This window comes from Natronobacterium texcoconense (assembly GCF_900104065.1).
GTDB lineage: Archaea > Halobacteriota > Halobacteria > Halobacteriales > Natrialbaceae > Natronobacterium > Natronobacterium texcoconense.
In genome coordinates this window covers 40,536-58,514 of record NZ_FNLC01000002.1, presented here as the reverse complement: position 1 = coordinate 58,514, position 17,979 = coordinate 40,536, and the positions used below count along the sequence as shown (strand labels likewise).

Here is a 17,979-nt window from a genome sequence, read left to right as displayed (position 1 = left end):
TGGTACCGATAGCGGTTCTGTTCTCCCGACAAACGTGAACACTCGTTGGGCGACGGCTGTCAGGCGGTCACAGCCCCGAGTCCGGTCTCGATGCCCCCGAAGGGACAGCTTCAACCCCCTCGAGTCCGCCGTGACTCCCATGGTACAGGCGGTCGTCTTCGATCTCGATTACACGCTCGCGGTTCCGTCACGGGACCGTGAAACCATTCTGCAGGAGGCCGCCGACGCCGTCGACGCTCCCGAACTGAGCCGCGAGGCGTACCTCACAGCCCACAGCCAGAACCTCACCCGCGAGACGCGAGCGCCGATTTTCGCCGACCTGCTCGCGGATCGAACGACCGACGCCGACCCCGAGACCCTCGCTCGAGCGTACCGCGAGACCATCGCCGACGCGCTCGAGCCGTTGGTCGGCGTCGAGGCTATGCTTGCGGACCTCCGTGGAGGGTATCGCGTCGGCTTGCTCACCAACGGCCCCGTCCGCGCCCAGCGGGACAAACTCGAGACGCTCGGCTGGGAGGACGTCTTCGACGCCGCCGTCGTGACCGGCGAACTCGAGGCGGGCAAACCCGATCCGCGGGCGTTCGAAGCAGTCGCTGACGCGCTCGAGGTCGCACCCGAAAACGTAGTCTACGTCGGCGACGACGTCGAGGCCGACGTCTACGGCGCGACGAACGCAGGAATGCGGGTAATCCAGGTTCTTCTCGAAGACGGCCCCGACCCCGATTCGCGGGCCGTCGCCCACGTCGACCAGGACGAGGTCGCGACGGCAGTACCTGGAATCGTCGCGGACCTCGAGTGAGTCCTAATCGAACTCGCCGCGAACGACGGCCTGCACGACATCCGTCGCCCGTTTGACTTCCGCACCGCTCTCGACGAACAGCAGCGTTCGAGGCGGCTGACTCGCTTTCGGACGGGTTCGAAGCTCGACGGCTTTCGCTTCCTCGGCCGCACGGTCCTGACCGACCTCGAACTCGACTCGAGCGCGGTCTTCGTGTACGAACACGCGTGCGAGGCGGGTGGTCTCGCCGTCCGCGTCCAGTTCGACGTCGTAGGCTCGTTCGCCGTCGACCGTCGGTTCGACGTCCGCGTCGGCGTTGGTTACGGCGACGGGCTCGAGTACGCCGTCGTCGCGCCCGTCCAGTTCCGAGGAGAGCAACTGGGCGATTCGCTTTCCGTTCGTGATCTGCTCTTCGACCATGTCCTGGGTTCGGGGGTCGGGAAAGTAACTCTCTTCGGGTCGTCCCGGCCGTCTACTGCTGGCCGAACGCAACGGTGAATTCATGTACGCGGCACCAGTTATCTGTACGACATGTCCGATCGCACCGACTCCGGCTGGCCCTGGCCCGATTCCCTCGACGCTGTCGAGGCCGCTCCGGACTCCCACGTGGTACTTCTCGAGAACGATCGCGTGCGAGTCGTCGAGGTGATCATCCCGCCCGGCGAGAAGGAACCACTCCACACCCATCGATGGCCGAGCGTGATGATGGTCGACCGCGCCGCACGCATTCGATACTACGACGAGAACGACGACCTCGCGTACGAATCACCCGAACGAGAAGACGGCGAGACTGCCGACCGCTCCCCGCCCGAAACGGAGTGGATGGAACCGGAGGGGCCACACGCAGTCGAGAACGTCGACACCGTCCCCTACCACGCACTCCGGGTCGAGTTGAAGGGGTAGAACGGCGTCACGATTCGTCCTCGAGCGCGTCCTTCGCGATCGGTGCGAGTTCCGAGACGTCGATCCCCTCGCGTCGTGCGTAGACGACCGCTGCCGCCTCGATCGTCAGTCCGAGTTCCTCCTGAAGCCCGTTGATCGCGCCGACGGCCTCGTGTTTCTCCATTCCCTCGGCGACGAGGGCGTCCAGCACGCGCTCGAAGGTGGATCGCTCGCGGAGGATCTCGTCGTCGGGGACGAACTCCTCGGGGACCGTCACGTCAGTGTGGTCGAACGCTGCGACGAGGTCGTCGTCCTCGCGCTCGAGCAGTCCCTCCTGGGTGGCGACGTCGATCAGCCGTTTGGCCTGGTCGGGCGAGAACCAGTCACGATCCAGCGAGAGCGCGACGACGAACTCGCCTTCCTCGAGGCAATCGGTGCCGTGCTGGACGAAGGGAGCGGCGACGGCGACGCGAAGGCTCATCGAAGACGACTCTCTCTAGCGACGAAATAACGGTGGCGGTTCCCGGTCAGTCGGAGGCTCGATTGCCACTCTCACTGTTTCGATCCGCTCGAGACGGCGGCGGGAACTCCGTCGCCGTCGTCGTGGGTTCGGGTGGGTCGGGGAGGACACAGCGGTCGGGTTCTCCCTCGAGATGCTGGTACCGGTCCGGTTCGTTCGCGAGGGGGTGGGCGGGGTTCTGGTCGCTGTGGATGCGTGCAGCGCGGATCTCGTCGAACCCACTGAGTCGAGCGCGGATCCCTCGCCAGTGGTTGCGCGTCGCCGCCGGGACCGAGAACGGCTGTGGCGGCTTCCAGTCGGGGTGATCGGCGGCGAGGACGGCGTTGTTGACGTTACTCGCGAGCACGTCGTGATCGACGAGGAGGCCGACGCGAGCGTCTCGAGGCGCTCTCGCCGCCAGTACGTCGAGCCCGAGGTGTAGTGCCCGGTACTCGGCGACGTTGTTGTCCGGCGGCGTATCCGCGGTCGCGATGCGTGCGACACGGGTGCCGTCGCGCGTTTCGATAACGGCCCCCAGGCCGCCGCCCGACTCCCGGAAGGACCCGTCGGTGGCGACGTAGAAGTCGCGGTGGTGAGTCCGGGGAGGATGGGCGATATGCGGCGTGGGCGACTCGTCGAACAGGTCCCGCAGTGCGGACCGGCCGTGAGCGGCCATACCTGTAGTAGGACGCTTGCGCAACTTAAGCTTGTGGCAGGGGTTTCACGAACCGATTCTCGAACAGGAATTGCACATCTACACCCAAACCTGGGCATAAGTGCACGTGTCACACACCATCAGTCGACAATTCCAAATATATAAATAATCGTCTTACGACGATGTTAGGTATGCAGGGTGCTGACAGACCGAACTATGGTCGCCGAACAGTCCTGAAGCTTTCCGGGGTGGCCGGTGCAGCGAGCCTGACCGGGCTCGCCGGCTGTCTCGACGATCCCGAGGGGGACGACGCGGACGAACTCGTCATTACCCAGGGAGAGTTTATCGAGAACCCCGATCCGAACGACCACATCACGGGGCCGTACTTCAACATCCTCGACGCTGTCTACGAACCGTTGTTCGACGTCACGCCGGAGTTCGAGTTCCAATCGCGTGTCGTCGAAGAGTGGGAAGACACCGGCGACGGGGCGGCCGAACTCACGATCCGCGACGACGTCCAGTTCCACAACGGCGAGGAACTGACCGCCGAAGACGTCGCGTACACGTTCAACCGGCAGATCGACGACGAACTCGGCGTCGAGAGCGACCAGGCCGCCGGTCTGGGTGCGATCGACGAAGCCGAAGCAGTCGACGACACGACCGTCCGTCTCGAGCACGGCGTCGCGCCGTCGCTCGCCGAGTACGAGTACGCAAACTACGGTCGCGCAGTCAACCAGGAGTGGATCGAAGACCAGGAACAGCCGGTCGCCGGTGACGACGCCGACGCCTTCAACGGCACCGGTCCGTTCGAAGTCGTCGAGTACGAACCCGACGTTCGGATCGTCCTCGAGCCGTTCGAGGACTACTGGGGCGAGGTTCCGGACATCGAGCGCGTCGTCTTCAACGCCGACGGCGAATCCAGCGGTCGCGTGAACGCACTCGAGGCCGGCGAGAGCGACATCGTCGACAACGTCATCCCCGAGGACGTCGCCGACGTCGACGAAACCGACGGCATCGAGATTCGCAACGAAACGAGCCTCCGGAACGTCTTCCTCGTGATGAAATCCGGCGTCGAACCGTTCGACAGCCAGGAGTTCCGCCAGGCGATGAACTACGCCGTCGACAACGAGGAGATCATCGAAACCGTCCTCGGCGGCTTCGCGGACCCGATGTCCCAGCCGATTCCCGAAGGCGTGTTCGGCTACAACCCGGACCTAGATCCGTACTCGCAGGACCTCGAGCGTGCCGAGGAACTGGTCGAGGAGAGCGGCCACGAAGACGTCGAGATCACGCTCCACGCGCCGGAAGGCCGGTACCTCAACGACGCGGACGTCGCTCAGACGGCGGCGGACCACATCGACCAGCTCGACAACGTCGACTGCGACGTGGATATCGTTCCCTTCCCCGATATCTCCGACGCGAACAGCGCGGGCTACGACGACGAAGAGATGCCGTTCTTCCTGATCGGCTGGGGCGTCATCACGGGCGACTCCGACTACGGGCTCGCACCGTTCTTCGTCGAGGAGGCCCCACTCGAGACGCTGCGTAACGAGGACGTCTCCGAGCAGATCCTCGAGAGCCAGGAGATCGAGGACGAAGGCGAACGCGAACAGGCACTGCAGGATATCAACGAGGAACTTCGCGAGGAGGCCCCGTGGGTCTTCCTGCACTCCCAGGACAGCGTCTACGGCGTCCGGGAGGACATCGACTGGGAGCCACGGATGGACGAGAGCATCTACCTCTGGGAGATGGAAACGTAGAACACGGGAATCGCAACCGCTTTTGGCGTCCGGAGAAAATCCGGAATCGATCAAACCGTCCAATCCATGAAATCGCCTTCGAATTATTGTTCGTCTCGTAATGTCATTCGGTAAGTTTCTACTCAAGCGATCGTTACAGGGGATCGTCGTCATCTGGGGCGTCGTCACCGTACTGTTCGGGCTGCGAGCGATTACGCCGGGCGATCCGGTCAATCTCATCGTCGACCCGGCGGTCGACCAGGCTACGCGGGATCGCATCCGTGAGGAACTCGGGCTGGATCAGCCGATATACGTCCAGTATCTCGACTATCTTCAGGGACTTCTCGTCGGCGACCTCGGCTACTCCTATCAGGCGAGTCGGCCGGTGTCGACGATGGTCATCGAGCGGATCCCGGCGACGCTGGAACTGGCGATCGCAGCGACGATCATCGCACTGGTGATCGCGATTCCACTCGGCGTCATCAGCGGAACCCGGCGGAACGAACCCGCCGACTATGGCGCGACGACGTTCTCGTTGATCGGGATCAGTACGCCGAACTTCTGGCTCGGGATCATGTTGATCCTGTTGCTCGGGGTCCAGTTCGATCTCTTCCCGACGGGTCGTCGCCCGGTCGCGTTCCACGCTGCGTTGTGGACGTTCCTGACGACGTTCTACGTGGGTGACCTGTTGACCTGGCTCCGGCACATCATACTGCCGGCGGTCACGTTAGGAACGTACTTCACGGCCCTAATCACTCGCCTGACCAGAAGCGGGATGTTAGACGAGTACGGGAAACCCTACGTGACGGCGACCGAGGCGAAGGGGATTCCGAGAGTACTGGTCCGGTACAAACACGTGCTGCGAAACACGATGATTCCCATCATCACCGTACTCGGCCTGCAACTCGGGACCCTGCTCGGGGGTGCAGTGATCACGGAGACGGTCTTCTCCTGGCCCGGACTCGGTCTGCGGCTGATCTCTGCGATCCACAACCTCGACTGGCCGCTCATCCAGGGCATCATCATCTTCATCGGTGTCGGCTACGTCGTCATCAACATCGGCGTCGACGCTGTCTACGCAAAACTCAATCCACGGGTGATCGACGAATGATCTCCGATCGAATCAAGTCGAATCTCAGCCAGGAGTTCCGACAGAGCCTCCTGGCGAAACTCGGGCTCGTCATCTTGCTGATCATACTCGTCATGGCGCTTTTCGCGCCGGTGCTTGCGACCCACAACCCGAACACGACCGGCCACTTCGACGATAGCGGAAACTCGTATCCACCGGTCGGAGTAAGCTACGAGAGCCACCAGTGGGAGGACGGCGAGCGCGTGACCTACACCGCTGAATACAGTACCGAGCATCTGCTGGGGACGAACAACGTCGGTCAGGACGTCTTCTCCCGACTCCTGTACGGCGCTCGAACGTCGCTCATGGTCGGCATCCTCGGAACCGGGCTGGCCGTCATCATCGGCGTTCCGTTCGGGTTGATATCGGGTTACTACGGCGGCAGAATCGACGATGCGATGATGCGAGTCGCCGACGTGATGCTCGCGTTCCCGTCGCTGGTGCTTGCACTTGCGCTGATCGGCGTCTTCGGATCGCTCGCTATACCGGTGCCCGATCCACTCGTGATGGCCGGCTTCGGCGATGGAATGCCCGAGTCGACGATCCTCCCCGGGACCGTGACGATCGTCGTCGGACTCGTCACGTGGGTCTGGTTCGCCCGCGTCGCACGCGGCGAGGCCATGTCGATACGCAACGAAGAGTACGTGAAAGCCGCCAGAAGCCTCGGCGCGAGCAACCGGAAGATCCTGCTGAAACACGTGCTTCCGAACAGTCTCACGCCGGTGATCGTACTCGCGACGATCCAGGTCGCGGCAGTCATCCTGCTCGAGAGTTCGCTGTCCTATCTCGGGTTCTCCGGGACGACGCTCTCGTGGGGGTACGAGATCCAGCAGGGCCAGGACTACCTCCGGACGGCCTGGTGGGTCTCGACGGTCCCCGGAATCGGGATCGTCCTCGCGGTGGTTAGCATCAATCTGCTCGGCGACTGGTTCAGGGACTCCCTCGACCCGAACATCGAGGGCGAAGGAGGTGGCGCGGGATAATCATGTCTGAGGAGATACTACGCATCAACGGACTTTCGACGCGGTTTTTCACCGAACAGGGACAGGTAAACGCCGTCGAGGATCTCGATCTGAGGATCGAACGCGGCGACGTGTTCGGCATCGTCGGCGAGAGCGGCTCCGGGAAGAGCGTGACCGCACGCTCGATCGTCGACCTGATCGAGTCACCCGGCCAGATCACCGACGGCGAGGTCTGGTTCAACGACCCCGAACTGGCAGAAACCGTTCGGGACGACCAGCCGGAAGCGGTCGACGGCGACTTCGTCGACCTCCGGCAGCTACCCGACGAGACCAGGCGATCGCTCCGGGGGACGACCTTCAGCATGATCTTCCAGGACCCCGAGAGCAGCTTCAACCCGAGTCTCACGGTCGGCGAACAGATCGCCGAAGCCGTCGAAGTCCAGCAACGCGCCAGCGCGAACCCGCGATCGACACGAGCCCGAACCCAGTCCGAGGAGTACTCGCTTGGCAACTTCGTGCTGTCGACGATGTTGCCCTCCCAGAAGTACGTCACCGAGGCGAGTCGGAAGCGAGCGATCGAACTCCTCGAGATGGTCGGCATCCCCGATCCCGTCGAACGGGCCGACGAGTACCCACACGAGTACTCCGGCGGGATGCTCCAGCGGGCGATGATCGCCCAGGCGCTTGCGGGCGAACCCGACGTGCTCGTCGCCGACGAGCCGACGACCGCGCTGGACGTGACGATTCAGGCTCAGGTACTGGACTTGCTTTCCGACCTCCAGGAGGAAACCGGAATGACGATCCTCCTGATCACGCACAACCTCGGCGTCATCGCACGGATGTGCGACCGCGTCGGCGTGATGTACGCCGGCGAGATCGTCGAACGCGGCACCCTGGCGGACGTCTTCGACGACTACGTCCACCCCTACACCGAGGGTCTGCTGGGGTCGATCCCCGACCTCGAGGACGCAGGTGGACGGCTCGATCCGATTCCGGGCAACGTGCCGAGCCTGCTCGATCACGAGATGGAAGACCGCTGTTACTTCGCCGATCGCTGTCCGAAAGCCATGGAGGAGTGTCTCGACCATCCGCCGGAGTACGACGCCGAGGGCAGCGACCAGCACGAGGTACGGTGTGTCCTCGCGGAGATGGCGTACGACGAGTCCCGTGCCGTTCCGGACGACTGGTTCGCGACCGACGACCGAACCCCGCTCGACGAACGGGACGAAATCACGGACGACGAGCGAGCCATCGAAGAGCGAGCACAGACACAGATCGAGGAATCCGGAGGTGAGACCCGATGAGTACCGATGAACCACTCGTCCGCGTCGACGACCTCCAGAAGTACTTCTGGGAGAACGACTCGCTGCTCGATCGACTGCTCGGCGACGAACCAGTTGCCGTCAGAGCAGTCGACGGCGTCAGCTTCGACATTCACGAGGGCGAAACCCTCGGTCTCGTCGGTGAATCCGGCTGTGGGAAGTCGACGACCGGCGAAACGCTGCTTCGGTTACAGGACCGCAGCGACGGTGACGTCGAGTTCGACGGCCGGAGCGTCTACGACCTCGAGGGGGCCGCGCTCAACGACTTCCGACGGGAGGCACAGGTCGTCTTCCAGGATCCGTTCTCGAGTCTCGACCCGCGGATGACGATCGGTGAGATCGTCACCCAGCCACTCGAGATCCACGACTGGCCCTGGACCGACCCCGGGGTCGAGACGCGAGTCGAGGTGCGAACCGACGGCATTTCCGACGACATCGTCACCGCGACCGCGGCCGACGACATCGACAAGCTGGTGACCCCGACGGACGGCGTCGCGACGGCACACGTAACCGTCCGTGCCGACGCGGACGTCGAACGGCTCGCCGAGGACGTCGCTGCCGACCACACCGTCGACGTGGCGGACGGCGTCGTCGCCGAAGTCGAGGAGGATCTCACCGTCGAGGTGACTCGAGACCAGGGGATCACCGTCCACGTCTCGGTCGATCGTTCGACCGGAGAGCTCCGCCGGAACCACGCGACGGGTCTGCTCGATCGGGTGGGTCTCTCGGTCGACCAGCTGGATCGATACCCACACGAGTTCTCCGGCGGCCAGCGCCAGCGGATCGGTATCGCGCGGGCGCTCGCCTTAGAGCCCGAGTTCCTCGTGCTGGACGAACCGACGAGCGCGCTGGACGTCTCGGTTCAGGCGCAGGTGCTGAACCTGCTGGACGACCTCCAGGAAGAGTTCGATCTCACCTACCTGCTGATCAGCCACGACCTCTCGGTGATCCGGCACATCTGTGACCGCGTCGCCGTGATGTATCTCGGCGAAATCGTCGAAATCGGGCCGGTCGAGGCAATCTTCGAGGAACCGAAACACCCGTACACGAGGGCCTTGCTCGAGAGCGTTCCGCGAGCCTCGACAGCCGAACAGGACCGCGACATCGAGACGCTGTCCGGCGACGTCCCCTCCCCGCGAGATCCACCCAGCGGCTGCCGGTTCCGGACTCGGTGTCCGAAGGTGATCCCGCCGGCGGACATGAATATCGACCAGGACGTCTTCCGTGATCTCATGGATCTTCGCGAGCGCGTCGAGGGACGGGACGTTTCGCTCGAGACGGTCGGCGACGGCGGCGAGTTCGAGTTCGAGGACGGGCAGGTGTCCGGCGGAGACGTCGATGCGTTCGTCGCGGCGCTGAAAGACCGCCTGCTCGACCGAAAGCTACCGGCGGAACACGACGCCGTCGTCGAGGAAGCGCTGGCGCATCTTGCCGAGTCAGACTGGGACGGTGCTGCACAGCGGCTCCGTGAAACGTACGAGAGCGTCTGTGAACGAGAGAACCCGCCACTCGCCGTATCGCACGCGGATTCGGACCACCCCGCTGCCTGCCACCTCTACGATGCGTCGGTTCCGGGCGAGCCCGGTTCGGACGACTATCAGACCGATTGACACCGTCTGGACATCGATCCCAGTCGCCGGGTTCTCGCTCCTTCGAACCACACTCCCGTCGTGCGACCGGATACACAGTGACGTTCAGAAGCACCTGTATCGACACTTCGATCGCTCCAGATGGACTATCTCCATCACCCGACCGTCTCACTAATCGACGGATAGACGCCCCATAGTACCCGTAATACCGGGGGAACCAATCTGTATTGGCAGCAGGTGTAATACCGACGGGGGTCTGGATCAAGTATGAACGAGACCACCGATAGCCGAATGGAGGCTGCCTGCTCTCTTCTCGCCAAGTCGAAGCGCCGCTACGTGCTCTATCAGCTCGCTCAGGACGAATCCGCCCACATCGAAGACCTCGTCACCCAGGTCGCCGCGTGGGAACACGACGAATCGGTCGACCGAATCACCGGCGAAACCAGACAGCGAACCTACGTCTCGCTGGTTCACAACCACCTCCCTCGTCTCGCAGACTACGACATCATCGACTACGACCTCCGCAGCGGCGACATCGTCCTCGCGGAAGGGTTCGACGACATCAAGCCACTTCTCGAGCAGTTCAAACAGACCGAAGAGGAGCCGGAACTCCGCGAACGGCCACTGCTGTAACGCGGCCGGTCGATTTCGAATCGAAATACATAGGAGACATCGGTCGGGAGTACCGGTGTGAGCCGGTATCGTAACTTCGGTCTCTTCCTGACGCTTGCAGCCTGCTGGGGAACGGCGTTCGTCGCGATCAGCGCCGGTCTCGAGCACTTTCCACCCGTCCTCTTTGCGGCGCTACGGTACGACGTCGCAGGCATCGTCATGCTCGCGTACGCAGCCTATACGCTCGAGGGTGACGAGTGGCTACCACACGGCCGCGACGAGTGGGCGGTCGTGGCGGTCGGTGCCGTCCTGTTGATCGCGGCCTACCATGCGTTTCTCTTCGTCGGACAGCAGAATACGACTGCGGCAGCAGCCGCGATCCTCGTCAGTCTCTCGCCGGTGTTGACCACCGGGTTCGCGCGTGCGCTGGTTCCCTCGGACGCCCTGTCGGTCGTCGGCGTCTTCGGGGTCGTCCTGGGGCTCGTCGGCGTCGCAGTGATCTCACAGCCCGATCCCGCGGACCTGCTGGCCCCCGATTTCGTCGCGAAACTACTCGTCTTCTGTGCTGCAGCCTCGTTTGCCCTCGGGAGCGTCCTCACGCGCCGAATCGACGCCTCGCTCCCGATCGAGACGATGGAAGCCTGGTCGATGCTCGGCGGTGCCCTCGTGATGCACGCGATCAGTCTCGGACTCGGCGAACCGATCGAGCCCGCAGCCTGGACCCACCCGGAAGCGCTGGGCGCACTCGCGTACCTCGCGCTGGTCGCGAGCGCGCTCGGCTTCCTGCTGTACTTCGATCTGCTCGAGCGACTGGGCGCAGTCGAGATCAACATGGTCTCGTACGTCGCGCCGATCTTCACGGCGATCGTCGGCTGGCTCTACCTCGGCGAAGTCGTCGACGCGACGACGCTGCTTGGCTTCGCGCTCATCGTCGCCGGCTTCGCGGTCGTCAAGCGACGGGCGCTCCGAGAGGAGTTCGATCACGTCAACCGGATCTACTCGAGAGAGTGAGCTATCGCCGGTAAGAGTGACCGACGTACAACGCTCCCAGATTGAGAGCGAGAAGTCCGAGAAAGACGAGCGTCTCGATCGACGTCGACAGCCCCGTCAGAAGCACCGGAACGTGGAGAAAAGGCAAACCGATTCCCGCCCAGAACCCAACCTTCCGGATCGACGGTGCGAGCGACGGGAACGCTTGCTCGAGAGCGCCACGGTGATCGTCGTCCGGTTCGTTTGCGGTCGCCTGGTTCACATCCGGCATCGAAACACCTGCTAGGCAGCGATGGTTCTCGCCGACGTCGCATATATCGGCACAACGGTTTCGCTCGGTTGGTAGCGATTCAGCCGAATAATCGCACTAAATCGACGCCAACCGGTTCACTCGTCGACCTCGGGACAGCCGCCACTCGAGTCACGGACTGCCGACATCGGACAATATCGGTTTGCATCGCGGTAGGCACACGTTTCACCGGAGTAGCCTGCGAAAACGGCTCGAGTAACCCCCGGCGCGAGTTACTGGAATCCGATGCGACTGCTGCGGCGACCGGTCGGATCCGGTCCGCTGGAGCCGCCCTTGAACTCCTCTTCGATCCGCTCGTAGTAGTCGAGAATCTCGTCGGTGATCGTCGGCCGGACGTTCTCCATAGCCTGACGGAAGTGACTCATCTCGACGACGTCGGCCTCCTTGTCCTCGCGCAGGGCCTCGATCGCCGCTTCGCGGGCGATCGACTCGAGGTCGCTGCCGACGTAGCCGTCGGTGATCTCGGCGATCTCCTTGAGCGTGACGTCCGCGGCCAGCGGCATGTTCTGGGTGTGGATATCGAGGATGCGTTCCCGTCCATCGACGTCGGGTTCGCCGATCATGACCAGCCGGTCGAACCGGCCCGATCGCAGGAGTGCGGGGTCGATCATGTCCGGCCGGTTGGTTGCGCCGATCACCATCACGTCCTCCATCTCCTCGAGGCCGTCGAGTTCGGTCAGCAGCTGGTTGACGACGCGTTCGGAGACGTTCGAGCCACTCTCACTGCCGCCGCGACCGGGCGCGAGCGCGTCGAGTTCGTCGAAGAAGATCACCGTCGGCGAGACCTGACGGGCCTTCCGGAACGTCTGGCGGATCGCCTTCTCGGACTCGCCGACCCACTTCGAGAGCAGCTGTGGGCCACGGACCGAGATGAAGTTCGCGTTGGTCTCGTTGGCGACGGCTTTCGCCATCAGGGTCTTCCCCGTCCCGGGCGGGCCGTAGAGCAAGACGCCGGCCGGCGGATCGATGCCGAGCCGATCGAACCGGCCGGGGTTCGAGAGCGGCCACTCGACGGACTCTTTGACCTGGTCTTTGGCCTCGTGGAGGCCGCCGACGTCGTCCCAGGAGATCTTGGGGAGTTCCACGAGGACTTCTCGCATCGCCGAGGGTTCGACCTCGTTGAGCGCGCCACGGAAGTCCTCGCGTTTGACGATCATCCGGTCGATGAGGCTCGGCGGGATGTCCTCCTCGTCGAGATCGATCTCGGGGAGGTACCGCCGAAGCGCCTTCATCGCGGCCTCTTTCGTCAGGCTCTCGATGTCGGCACCGACGAAACCGTGGGTCTCGTCGGCCAGATGGGAGAGGTTGACGTCGTCCGAGAGGGGCATTCCGCGCGTGTGGATCTGGAGGATCTCCTCGCGACCCGTCTCGTCGGGGACGCCGATCTCGATCTCGCGGTCGAATCGACCCGGACGGCGCAGGGCAGGATCGACGCTGTCGACGCGGTTCGTCGCGGCGATGACGATCACCTGGCCGCGGGCCTCGAGGCCGTCCATCATCGTCAGTAGTTGGGCGACGACCCGGCGTTCGACCTCGCCGGTGACGTCCTCCCGCTTGGGTGCGATGGAGTCGAGTTCGTCGATGAAGATGATCGCCGGTGACTCCTCGCTTGCGTCCTCGAATATCTCCCGGAGCTGTTGTTCGGACTCGCCGTAGTACTTCGAGATGATCTCCGGGCCGGCGATAGAGAAGAAACTCGCGGAGGTCTCGTTGGCGACGGCCTTCGCCAGCAGGGTCTTCCCGGTACCCGGCGGCCCGTGGAGCAAGACTCCCTGTGGCGGCTCGATCCCCAGTTTCTTGAAGATCTGGGGGTGTTTCATCGGCAACTCGACCATCTCGCGGACCCGCTGGATCTCGCTCTGGAGCCCGCCGATGTCCTCGTAGGTGATCCCACCACCGGTCTTCTCGAAGCCGGAGATCGGTTCCTCCCGGAGTTCGACGTCGGTGTCCTCGGTGATGAGAACGACACCTTCCGGTTCAGTCTCGACTGCGATGAGCGGAATCGCCTGGCCGGGCGACCGCATGAATGGATGATTCGTCGAGGACATGACCGGGACGATGTCTCGGCCGACCACCGGCCGCTTGAGGATCTGCCGTTTTACCATGCCGGCAGCGTCGGAACCGAACTGGACCGACGCTTCTTCGGGCGGTGCGAGGACGAGTTCTTCGGCTTTCGTCGCCTCGGCCTTCCGGATCGTGACGCGCTCGCCGATGCCGACGTCGGCGTTCTGACGGGTGAAGCCGTCGATGCGAACTGTGTCCGTGTTCCAGTCCTGCCGGTCTGCACGCCACACCTTCGCGGCGGTCGTATCCGCACCTTCGATTTCGATGATGTCGCCCGGACTCAGCTTGAGATGCAACAGCGTGTCCGGGTCGAGTCGGGCGATACCACGACCCGAGTCGTTCGGGTATGCCTTCGCAACCTCCAGTTGAACTTCGTTCATGATTCGGGATGGACGGCGATGTCAATGACTCCGATTCGTGATCGGATAGGTTTTTTGCTCACTCGAGTTTGAGGGATGCTACCACGTCAAGTAACGGCTGGAAGATACATAGATGTGACGGCACCGGCGGGACTGTACGTCAGACGAGCGGCTGACTCGAGCGAACGTCGGAGACGTGACGGTGACGACGTTCGGCGTGTCGCTGCCCACGCGTATCGACGCTCGAGTGTTCATAGTATGTCAATTACAAATGAATTCTGTGGCCGACGAAACGAGAGCGCCGGAGATCGGTTCACTCCGGGTCGAGAGTCCCGTAAGTAGCGTATGGAGGATCAGTCGCGAGCGATACCCGTTCGGCCGTTCGGGTTCGCCGGGAGGTCGACGGCGGTATGCAGTTCACCGGGCGGTCCCGTCGATAGCGGTTATTCACCCGAGGCGACGAAGCGATCTCCACCGGCTACGCGTCGTCTCTGTCGTCGCCGGTAGAGATCGATACGTTGACCGAGCCATCTTCGCCGTCACTACCGTCTTCCCCCGAACTCGAGACGGACGTCGACTGGCTCACCGAGACGGATTGGTCGACGTCGGTTACCTCGGCGTCGCCACCCTCCGCCGAGGCCGATTGCGAGATCGATACGTTCTGTTCGGCCGCCTCGGACGCGTTTTGCGTGATCGAGATGCTCGCGTTCGAACTCGAGTTCGTCACGATCCGTTTCTCGCCCGATTCGTTCGAGACGACGACCTCGGAGTCGCTCGAGACGGTCACCTCGTCATCGTCGTCGCTGCTCGTGATGTTGATCAGTACGTTCCACATGGACGTGTCCTCGTCTGTCTCGGCGTCGTCGGTCGTCTCGTCTCCCACCCCACCACCGATGCCGGCGCCGACGATAGCAGCCAGACAGACGAGTGCGATGACGCCGAGTGCGATTCGTTTCATGAGTTGATCGATTGTTCGGTTCGGCCGCTATCTTCGGTCTTCACACCCTGCTATTTGAACGCCGAGAACTGTTTCGTCGGTAAGCACCGACTTTGAAACGGCGATGTTCGTTCGATACGGAGTAATCAGACCGGCGAACGACCGTAGCGACTACTATCGATAGCCAATATTGGACCGTCTTCGGACCGTTCGGTGAACGGACTCGAGTCTACCCGTTTCAGTTTCTCGAAGAAAAAGTGAAATTCGTTCTGCTCTGTTGCTATCGGCTACTGCAATTAGCTGCCGATGAGGTTGAAGGCAGAGGCTTCGCCGTTCTGGGTAGCAGTGTTGCTCTGCTCAGCGCTCTGGGTGATATCCGCATTCTGGGTCACGTTCTCGACCGTAGCGTCACCACCGTCAGCAGTGATAGTCGTATCGACAGGTGCGTCGATAGTCACGTTGTCACCGACCTCGTCACCGAAGACCGGTCCTGGGTTGACAGGTGCCTGTGCAGCACCAGCAGTGTTGGTGTTATTATCGTCAGTAGCGTTTTCGTCAGCATCATCCGGCGCTTCAATGACAACTTCGCCACCATCGCCAGCGTTCGCGTCAGCGGACTGCTCGATACCGGCTTCCTGGTTGTTGAGGTTCACCTGGTTACCGTCCTGGGCCTGGTTCACCGACGCATCGGCAGCCTGGCCGATCTGGACCTGCGGGACGTCTGCGGCGACCTGCTCTTCGGCGACGCCGTTCTTGTCGTAGTCGTGTGCCGCTGCTGTTCCAGCGAGCCCCATGAACGTGAGGCCGCCGACGACTGCTACTACCAGTGCGAGTGTGAGTGCGCGCTTCATAGTTGAATTTTGGATTATCTATTAGGCACGCATCACGCGGGCGGGCCGTAACAGAGCTGAGCCCTGAGAGAGCTACAGCTCGTCGGGGTAGGCTCCGCCATCTCCCCTGCAACTCCCGCTGTGACGCGTTGCCCAATCGCCACTCATCACGGAGACCTACTTCAACCCGAAGAACGGTTTCGGAGGGAATTACCTGATTAGAGGCGTTGAGGCTACAATTTAGTTGTTTTCCGAGAGAATCCACTGGCGACGAACGAACTTCCGTCGCCGGTACGACGATCCTATTGTGTTGTTTTGCCCAGTTACGTCGATTCATTGCTCCATCACGTCCCCGAAATACCGAGTAGAGACCGGGTAGTGTTCAACCCACCAACAACAGGCACCCGTTGACGACTGTGATACTCACAGCCCTCGATACAACTGGCCGATCGAGTTCGCGAACGCTACTCGCCGCATTTCTTGTTCATTGATACCACACACCACAGACCGCGTATTCGCCGCCTGTAATTCGAAGTTTCCGCTTTCGAAGTTGCCGCACTCGAGCCGTCTCGAGTAGGCCGCATCATATCCGAATCAACTGACAGATAACAAAGTCTGTCATCGGGATACGAAGGTTCACGCCGTGGAGATGCAGAAACAAAAGACTCTCACGGCTCAAGTCAAACGAATCATGACCAACACGACGACGATACGTTCACAGTGTACGACGGTTCTTATTGCCTGTATAGTCGCCTTAGCGATGGTAGCCGGTGGCGCACCGGCAGTTGCTGCCGGCGACGACGCCACGGCAGAGTCAGTCCACGCGCTCGAGAACGGTGAAGACCTCTACCTGGTCTTCGGAGCCGATCTCGGCGACATGACGCTCGAGGAGTACATCGAAGCGCACGCGTCCGATGCAGCACAGGAGGTCGACGCTGAGGTCACGCAGTACCAGGACGTCGATCAGGTAAACATCAACCAGCAGGCGAACGCGACTGCGATCACGATCGACGGCGGTGAAGCCACCGCGATCCAGGAGTCGACCCAGCAGAACGACGCCATCCAGTTCGGTGACGCGTCGGCCTCGAACGTCCAGACCACGGAGTTCGAGGACGTCGGTAACGTGTTCGTCGTCATGGGTAACGGCGACGGCAAGCACTTCGACGGCTGGGGCATCGCGGACAAGAAAGGTGACAAGGCAGACGTCGACCCTGACCAGGCTGCCGACGCCGAAGTGACCCAGGTCCAGGAAGTCGGCCAGCTGAACTACAACGAACAGAACGTTGCCTTCGCGATCGCCGAAAACGAGAGCGAAGCGATCGCCCTGCAGCAGTCCCAGCAGGCAAACCAGAACCTGCAACAGGGCGTCGCTAACGCAACTAACGTCTACTCCGGTGGCGAGTTCACCGATCAGTCCGCGAGCGCGTCGGTCGCGCAGGGACAGGAAGGTGACCAGATGAACGTCAACGAGCAGGACGGCGCCGTCGCGATCGCCGTCGGCAACGGCAGTACGGCGACCGCGCTCCAGTTCACCGAACAGACCAACCTCAACCAGCAGATCGGTGAGGCTGACGCCTCGAACGTCATCGACGCGATGCCGGGCATGAACGTCGCGACTGCCGGCTTCGACGGCGACAACGGCATCGTCCAGACCGAACAAAAGCTCGAGAACCTGCACGGTGACAAGGACAAAGACCACCACAAGAAGGGTGACAGCGTCCAGACTGCGACCTCCGAAGTGACCCAGAGCCAGGAGGTCGAGCAGATGAACGTCAACCTGCAAAACACCGCGCTGGCGTACGCGACCAACGGTAGCGAAGCGACCGCGATCCAGCTGTCCTACCAGCAGAACATCAACGCCCAGGTCGGCTTCGCCGAGGCGCTGAACGTCTACGCCGGCCCCGGTCACGTCCAGGACGGCGTCATCGCCTCCGAGACCACCAGCGTGAACCTCGGCGGTGACGAGGTCGACGGCTTCGAAGGAATCGCCTACGACTCCGACGCCACCCAGACCAACGACGTCGAACAGCACGCGAGCGCCCAGATCGAGCAGGTCCAGTTCGTCAACCAGCAGAACATCAACGAACAGCAGGCCGCCGTCGCCATCGCCGAGAACGGCGACAGCGCCGACGCTGCCCAGCTAGCGATCCAGGAGAACGAGAACGTCCAGTTCGCCTCGGTCGCTGCGACGAACGTCTGGGCTGCATCGTAACTCGAGAGTCACACGTTCCGTTTCGCCCGTCACTCGGTCGGTTTTCGGCCGACGTGACCGACGCGGATCGTTTTCGGTTTTCGTTTCTTTCCTGCGGTCTGTAACCGGGA

Annotated in this window: 17 protein-coding genes; 10 read left to right on the top strand and 7 right to left on the bottom strand. The window is 62.6% G+C overall.

The genetic code is table 11. From position 1 onward, the window contains the following. The first annotated feature begins 139 nt into the window (after positions 1-139). Positions 140-799, top strand: a complete 660-nt coding sequence (locus tag BLR35_RS07660) for an HAD family hydrolase (RefSeq protein ID WP_090379956.1) — start codon at positions 140-142, stop codon at positions 797-799. 3 nt (positions 800-802) lie between these two features. Here BLR35_RS07660 and BLR35_RS07655 read toward each other — a convergent pair whose 3' ends face one another. Continuing rightward, complete coding sequence (locus BLR35_RS07655; RefSeq protein ID WP_090379954.1) at positions 803-1,198, bottom strand: DUF7993 family protein; 396 nt, start codon at positions 1,196-1,198, stop codon at positions 803-805. Between the two features lie 111 nt (positions 1,199-1,309). Between BLR35_RS07655 and BLR35_RS07650 the strand changes: the two genes are divergently transcribed. After that, positions 1,310-1,681 (top strand): cupin domain-containing protein, encoded by a 372-nt coding sequence (locus BLR35_RS07650; protein ID WP_090379951.1) that lies wholly within the window; start codon positions 1,310-1,312, stop codon positions 1,679-1,681. A 7-nt stretch (positions 1,682-1,688) separates the two neighbouring features. Here BLR35_RS07650 and BLR35_RS07645 read toward each other — a convergent pair whose 3' ends face one another. Beyond that, positions 1,689-2,141: a DUF2240 family protein gene (locus BLR35_RS07645; protein ID WP_090379948.1), complete on the bottom strand. Its 453-nt coding sequence runs from the start codon at positions 2,139-2,141 to the stop codon at positions 1,689-1,691. Between the two features lie 46 nt (positions 2,142-2,187). Beyond that, positions 2,188-2,835, bottom strand: coding sequence for a ribonuclease H family protein (locus tag BLR35_RS07640; protein ID WP_090379945.1), 648 nt, complete (start codon positions 2,833-2,835; stop codon positions 2,188-2,190). A 170-nt stretch (positions 2,836-3,005) separates the two neighbouring features. Here BLR35_RS07640 and BLR35_RS07635 point away from each other — a divergent pair, with 170 nt between their 5' ends. The 7 genes from BLR35_RS07635 (at position 3,006) to BLR35_RS07605 (ending at position 11,178) form a co-directional block, all read left to right on the top strand. Further along, positions 3,006-4,574, top strand: coding sequence for an ABC transporter substrate-binding protein (locus BLR35_RS07635; protein WP_090379942.1), 1,569 nt, complete (start codon positions 3,006-3,008; stop codon positions 4,572-4,574). Positions 4,575-4,674: 100 nt separating this feature from the next. Continuing rightward, on the top strand, positions 4,675-5,664 hold the full coding sequence (locus tag BLR35_RS07630) for an ABC transporter permease (protein ID WP_090379939.1): 990 nt from the start codon (positions 4,675-4,677) through the stop codon (positions 5,662-5,664). Then, the gene (locus BLR35_RS07625; RefSeq protein ID WP_090379936.1) at positions 5,661-6,665 is read left to right on the top strand and encodes an ABC transporter permease; all 1,005 of its coding nucleotides are present in this window, start codon (positions 5,661-5,663) and stop codon (positions 6,663-6,665) included. The genes BLR35_RS07630 and BLR35_RS07625 overlap by 4 nt, the downstream gene beginning before the upstream one ends. A 2-nt stretch (positions 6,666-6,667) precedes the next feature. Continuing rightward, the gene (locus BLR35_RS07620) at positions 6,668-7,948 is read left to right on the top strand and encodes an ABC transporter ATP-binding protein (RefSeq protein WP_090379934.1); all 1,281 of its coding nucleotides are present in this window, start codon (positions 6,668-6,670) and stop codon (positions 7,946-7,948) included. Beyond that, positions 7,945-9,576 (top strand): ABC transporter ATP-binding protein, encoded by a 1,632-nt coding sequence (locus BLR35_RS07615; RefSeq protein ID WP_090379931.1) that lies wholly within the window; start codon positions 7,945-7,947, stop codon positions 9,574-9,576. Before BLR35_RS07620 ends, BLR35_RS07615 begins: the two co-directional genes overlap by 4 nt. Before the next feature lie 246 nt (positions 9,577-9,822). Then, a complete protein-coding gene (locus BLR35_RS07610; protein WP_090379928.1) occupies positions 9,823-10,188 on the top strand; it encodes a DUF7344 domain-containing protein in 366 nt (121 codons plus the stop codon). Positions 10,189-10,245: 57 nt separating this feature from the next. Beyond that, positions 10,246-11,178, top strand: a complete 933-nt coding sequence (locus BLR35_RS07605; RefSeq protein WP_090379926.1) for a DMT family transporter — start codon at positions 10,246-10,248, stop codon at positions 11,176-11,178. Position 11,179: 1 nt separating this feature from the next. Here BLR35_RS07605 and BLR35_RS07600 read toward each other — a convergent pair whose 3' ends face one another. From BLR35_RS07600 to BLR35_RS07585, 4 genes are all read right to left on the bottom strand, one after another. Further along, a complete protein-coding gene (locus BLR35_RS07600; protein ID WP_090379924.1) occupies positions 11,180-11,428 on the bottom strand; it encodes a DUF8028 family protein in 249 nt (82 codons plus the stop codon). A gap of 251 nt (positions 11,429-11,679) precedes the next feature. Continuing rightward, positions 11,680-13,911 carry a CDC48 family AAA ATPase gene (locus BLR35_RS07595; RefSeq protein ID WP_090379921.1) on the bottom strand — a complete coding sequence of 744 codons (2,232 nt, stop codon included), beginning with the start codon at positions 13,909-13,911 and terminating at the stop codon, positions 11,680-11,682. A gap of 457 nt (positions 13,912-14,368) precedes the next feature. Continuing rightward, on the bottom strand, positions 14,369-14,848 hold the full coding sequence (locus BLR35_RS07590) for a hypothetical protein (protein ID WP_090379917.1): 480 nt from the start codon (positions 14,846-14,848) through the stop codon (positions 14,369-14,371). A 275-nt stretch (positions 14,849-15,123) separates the two neighbouring features. Then, a complete protein-coding gene (locus BLR35_RS07585; RefSeq protein ID WP_090379914.1) occupies positions 15,124-15,678 on the bottom strand; it encodes a hypothetical protein in 555 nt (184 codons plus the stop codon). 739 nt (positions 15,679-16,417) lie between these two features. Between BLR35_RS07585 and BLR35_RS07580 the strand changes: the two genes are divergently transcribed. After that, positions 16,418-17,869: a hypothetical protein gene (locus BLR35_RS07580; protein WP_244510205.1), complete on the top strand. Its 1,452-nt coding sequence runs from the start codon at positions 16,418-16,420 to the stop codon at positions 17,867-17,869. The last annotated feature ends 110 nt before the right edge of the window (positions 17,870-17,979 follow it).

Coding starts and splice junctions, on each gene's coding strand:
- BLR35_RS07590 (WP_090379917.1), bottom strand. CDS start 14,848: ATGAAACGAATCGCACTCGGCGTCATCGCACTCGTCTGTCTGGCTGCT.
- BLR35_RS07640 (WP_090379945.1), bottom strand. CDS start 2,835: ATGGCCGCTCACGGCCGGTCCGCACTGCGGGACCTGTTCGACGAGTCG.
- BLR35_RS07625 (WP_090379936.1), top strand. CDS start 5,661: ATGATCTCCGATCGAATCAAGTCGAATCTCAGCCAGGAGTTCCGACAG.
- BLR35_RS07660 (WP_090379956.1), top strand. CDS start 140: ATGGTACAGGCGGTCGTCTTCGATCTCGATTACACGCTCGCGGTTCCG.
- BLR35_RS07635 (WP_090379942.1), top strand. CDS start 3,006: ATGCAGGGTGCTGACAGACCGAACTATGGTCGCCGAACAGTCCTGAAG.
- BLR35_RS07620 (WP_090379934.1), top strand. CDS start 6,668: ATGTCTGAGGAGATACTACGCATCAACGGACTTTCGACGCGGTTTTTC.
- BLR35_RS07610 (WP_090379928.1), top strand. CDS start 9,823: ATGAACGAGACCACCGATAGCCGAATGGAGGCTGCCTGCTCTCTTCTC.
- BLR35_RS07595 (WP_090379921.1), bottom strand. CDS start 13,911: ATGAACGAAGTTCAACTGGAGGTTGCGAAGGCATACCCGAACGACTCG.
- BLR35_RS07650 (WP_090379951.1), top strand. CDS start 1,310: ATGTCCGATCGCACCGACTCCGGCTGGCCCTGGCCCGATTCCCTCGAC.
- BLR35_RS07600 (WP_090379924.1), bottom strand. CDS start 11,428: ATGCCGGATGTGAACCAGGCGACCGCAAACGAACCGGACGACGATCAC.
- BLR35_RS07585 (WP_090379914.1), bottom strand. CDS start 15,678: ATGAAGCGCGCACTCACACTCGCACTGGTAGTAGCAGTCGTCGGCGGC.
- BLR35_RS07655 (WP_090379954.1), bottom strand. CDS start 1,198: ATGGTCGAAGAGCAGATCACGAACGGAAAGCGAATCGCCCAGTTGCTC.
- BLR35_RS07580 (WP_244510205.1), top strand. CDS start 16,418: ATGGTAGCCGGTGGCGCACCGGCAGTTGCTGCCGGCGACGACGCCACG.
- BLR35_RS07645 (WP_090379948.1), bottom strand. CDS start 2,141: ATGAGCCTTCGCGTCGCCGTCGCCGCTCCCTTCGTCCAGCACGGCACC.
- BLR35_RS07630 (WP_090379939.1), top strand. CDS start 4,675: ATGTCATTCGGTAAGTTTCTACTCAAGCGATCGTTACAGGGGATCGTC.
- BLR35_RS07615 (WP_090379931.1), top strand. CDS start 7,945: ATGAGTACCGATGAACCACTCGTCCGCGTCGACGACCTCCAGAAGTAC.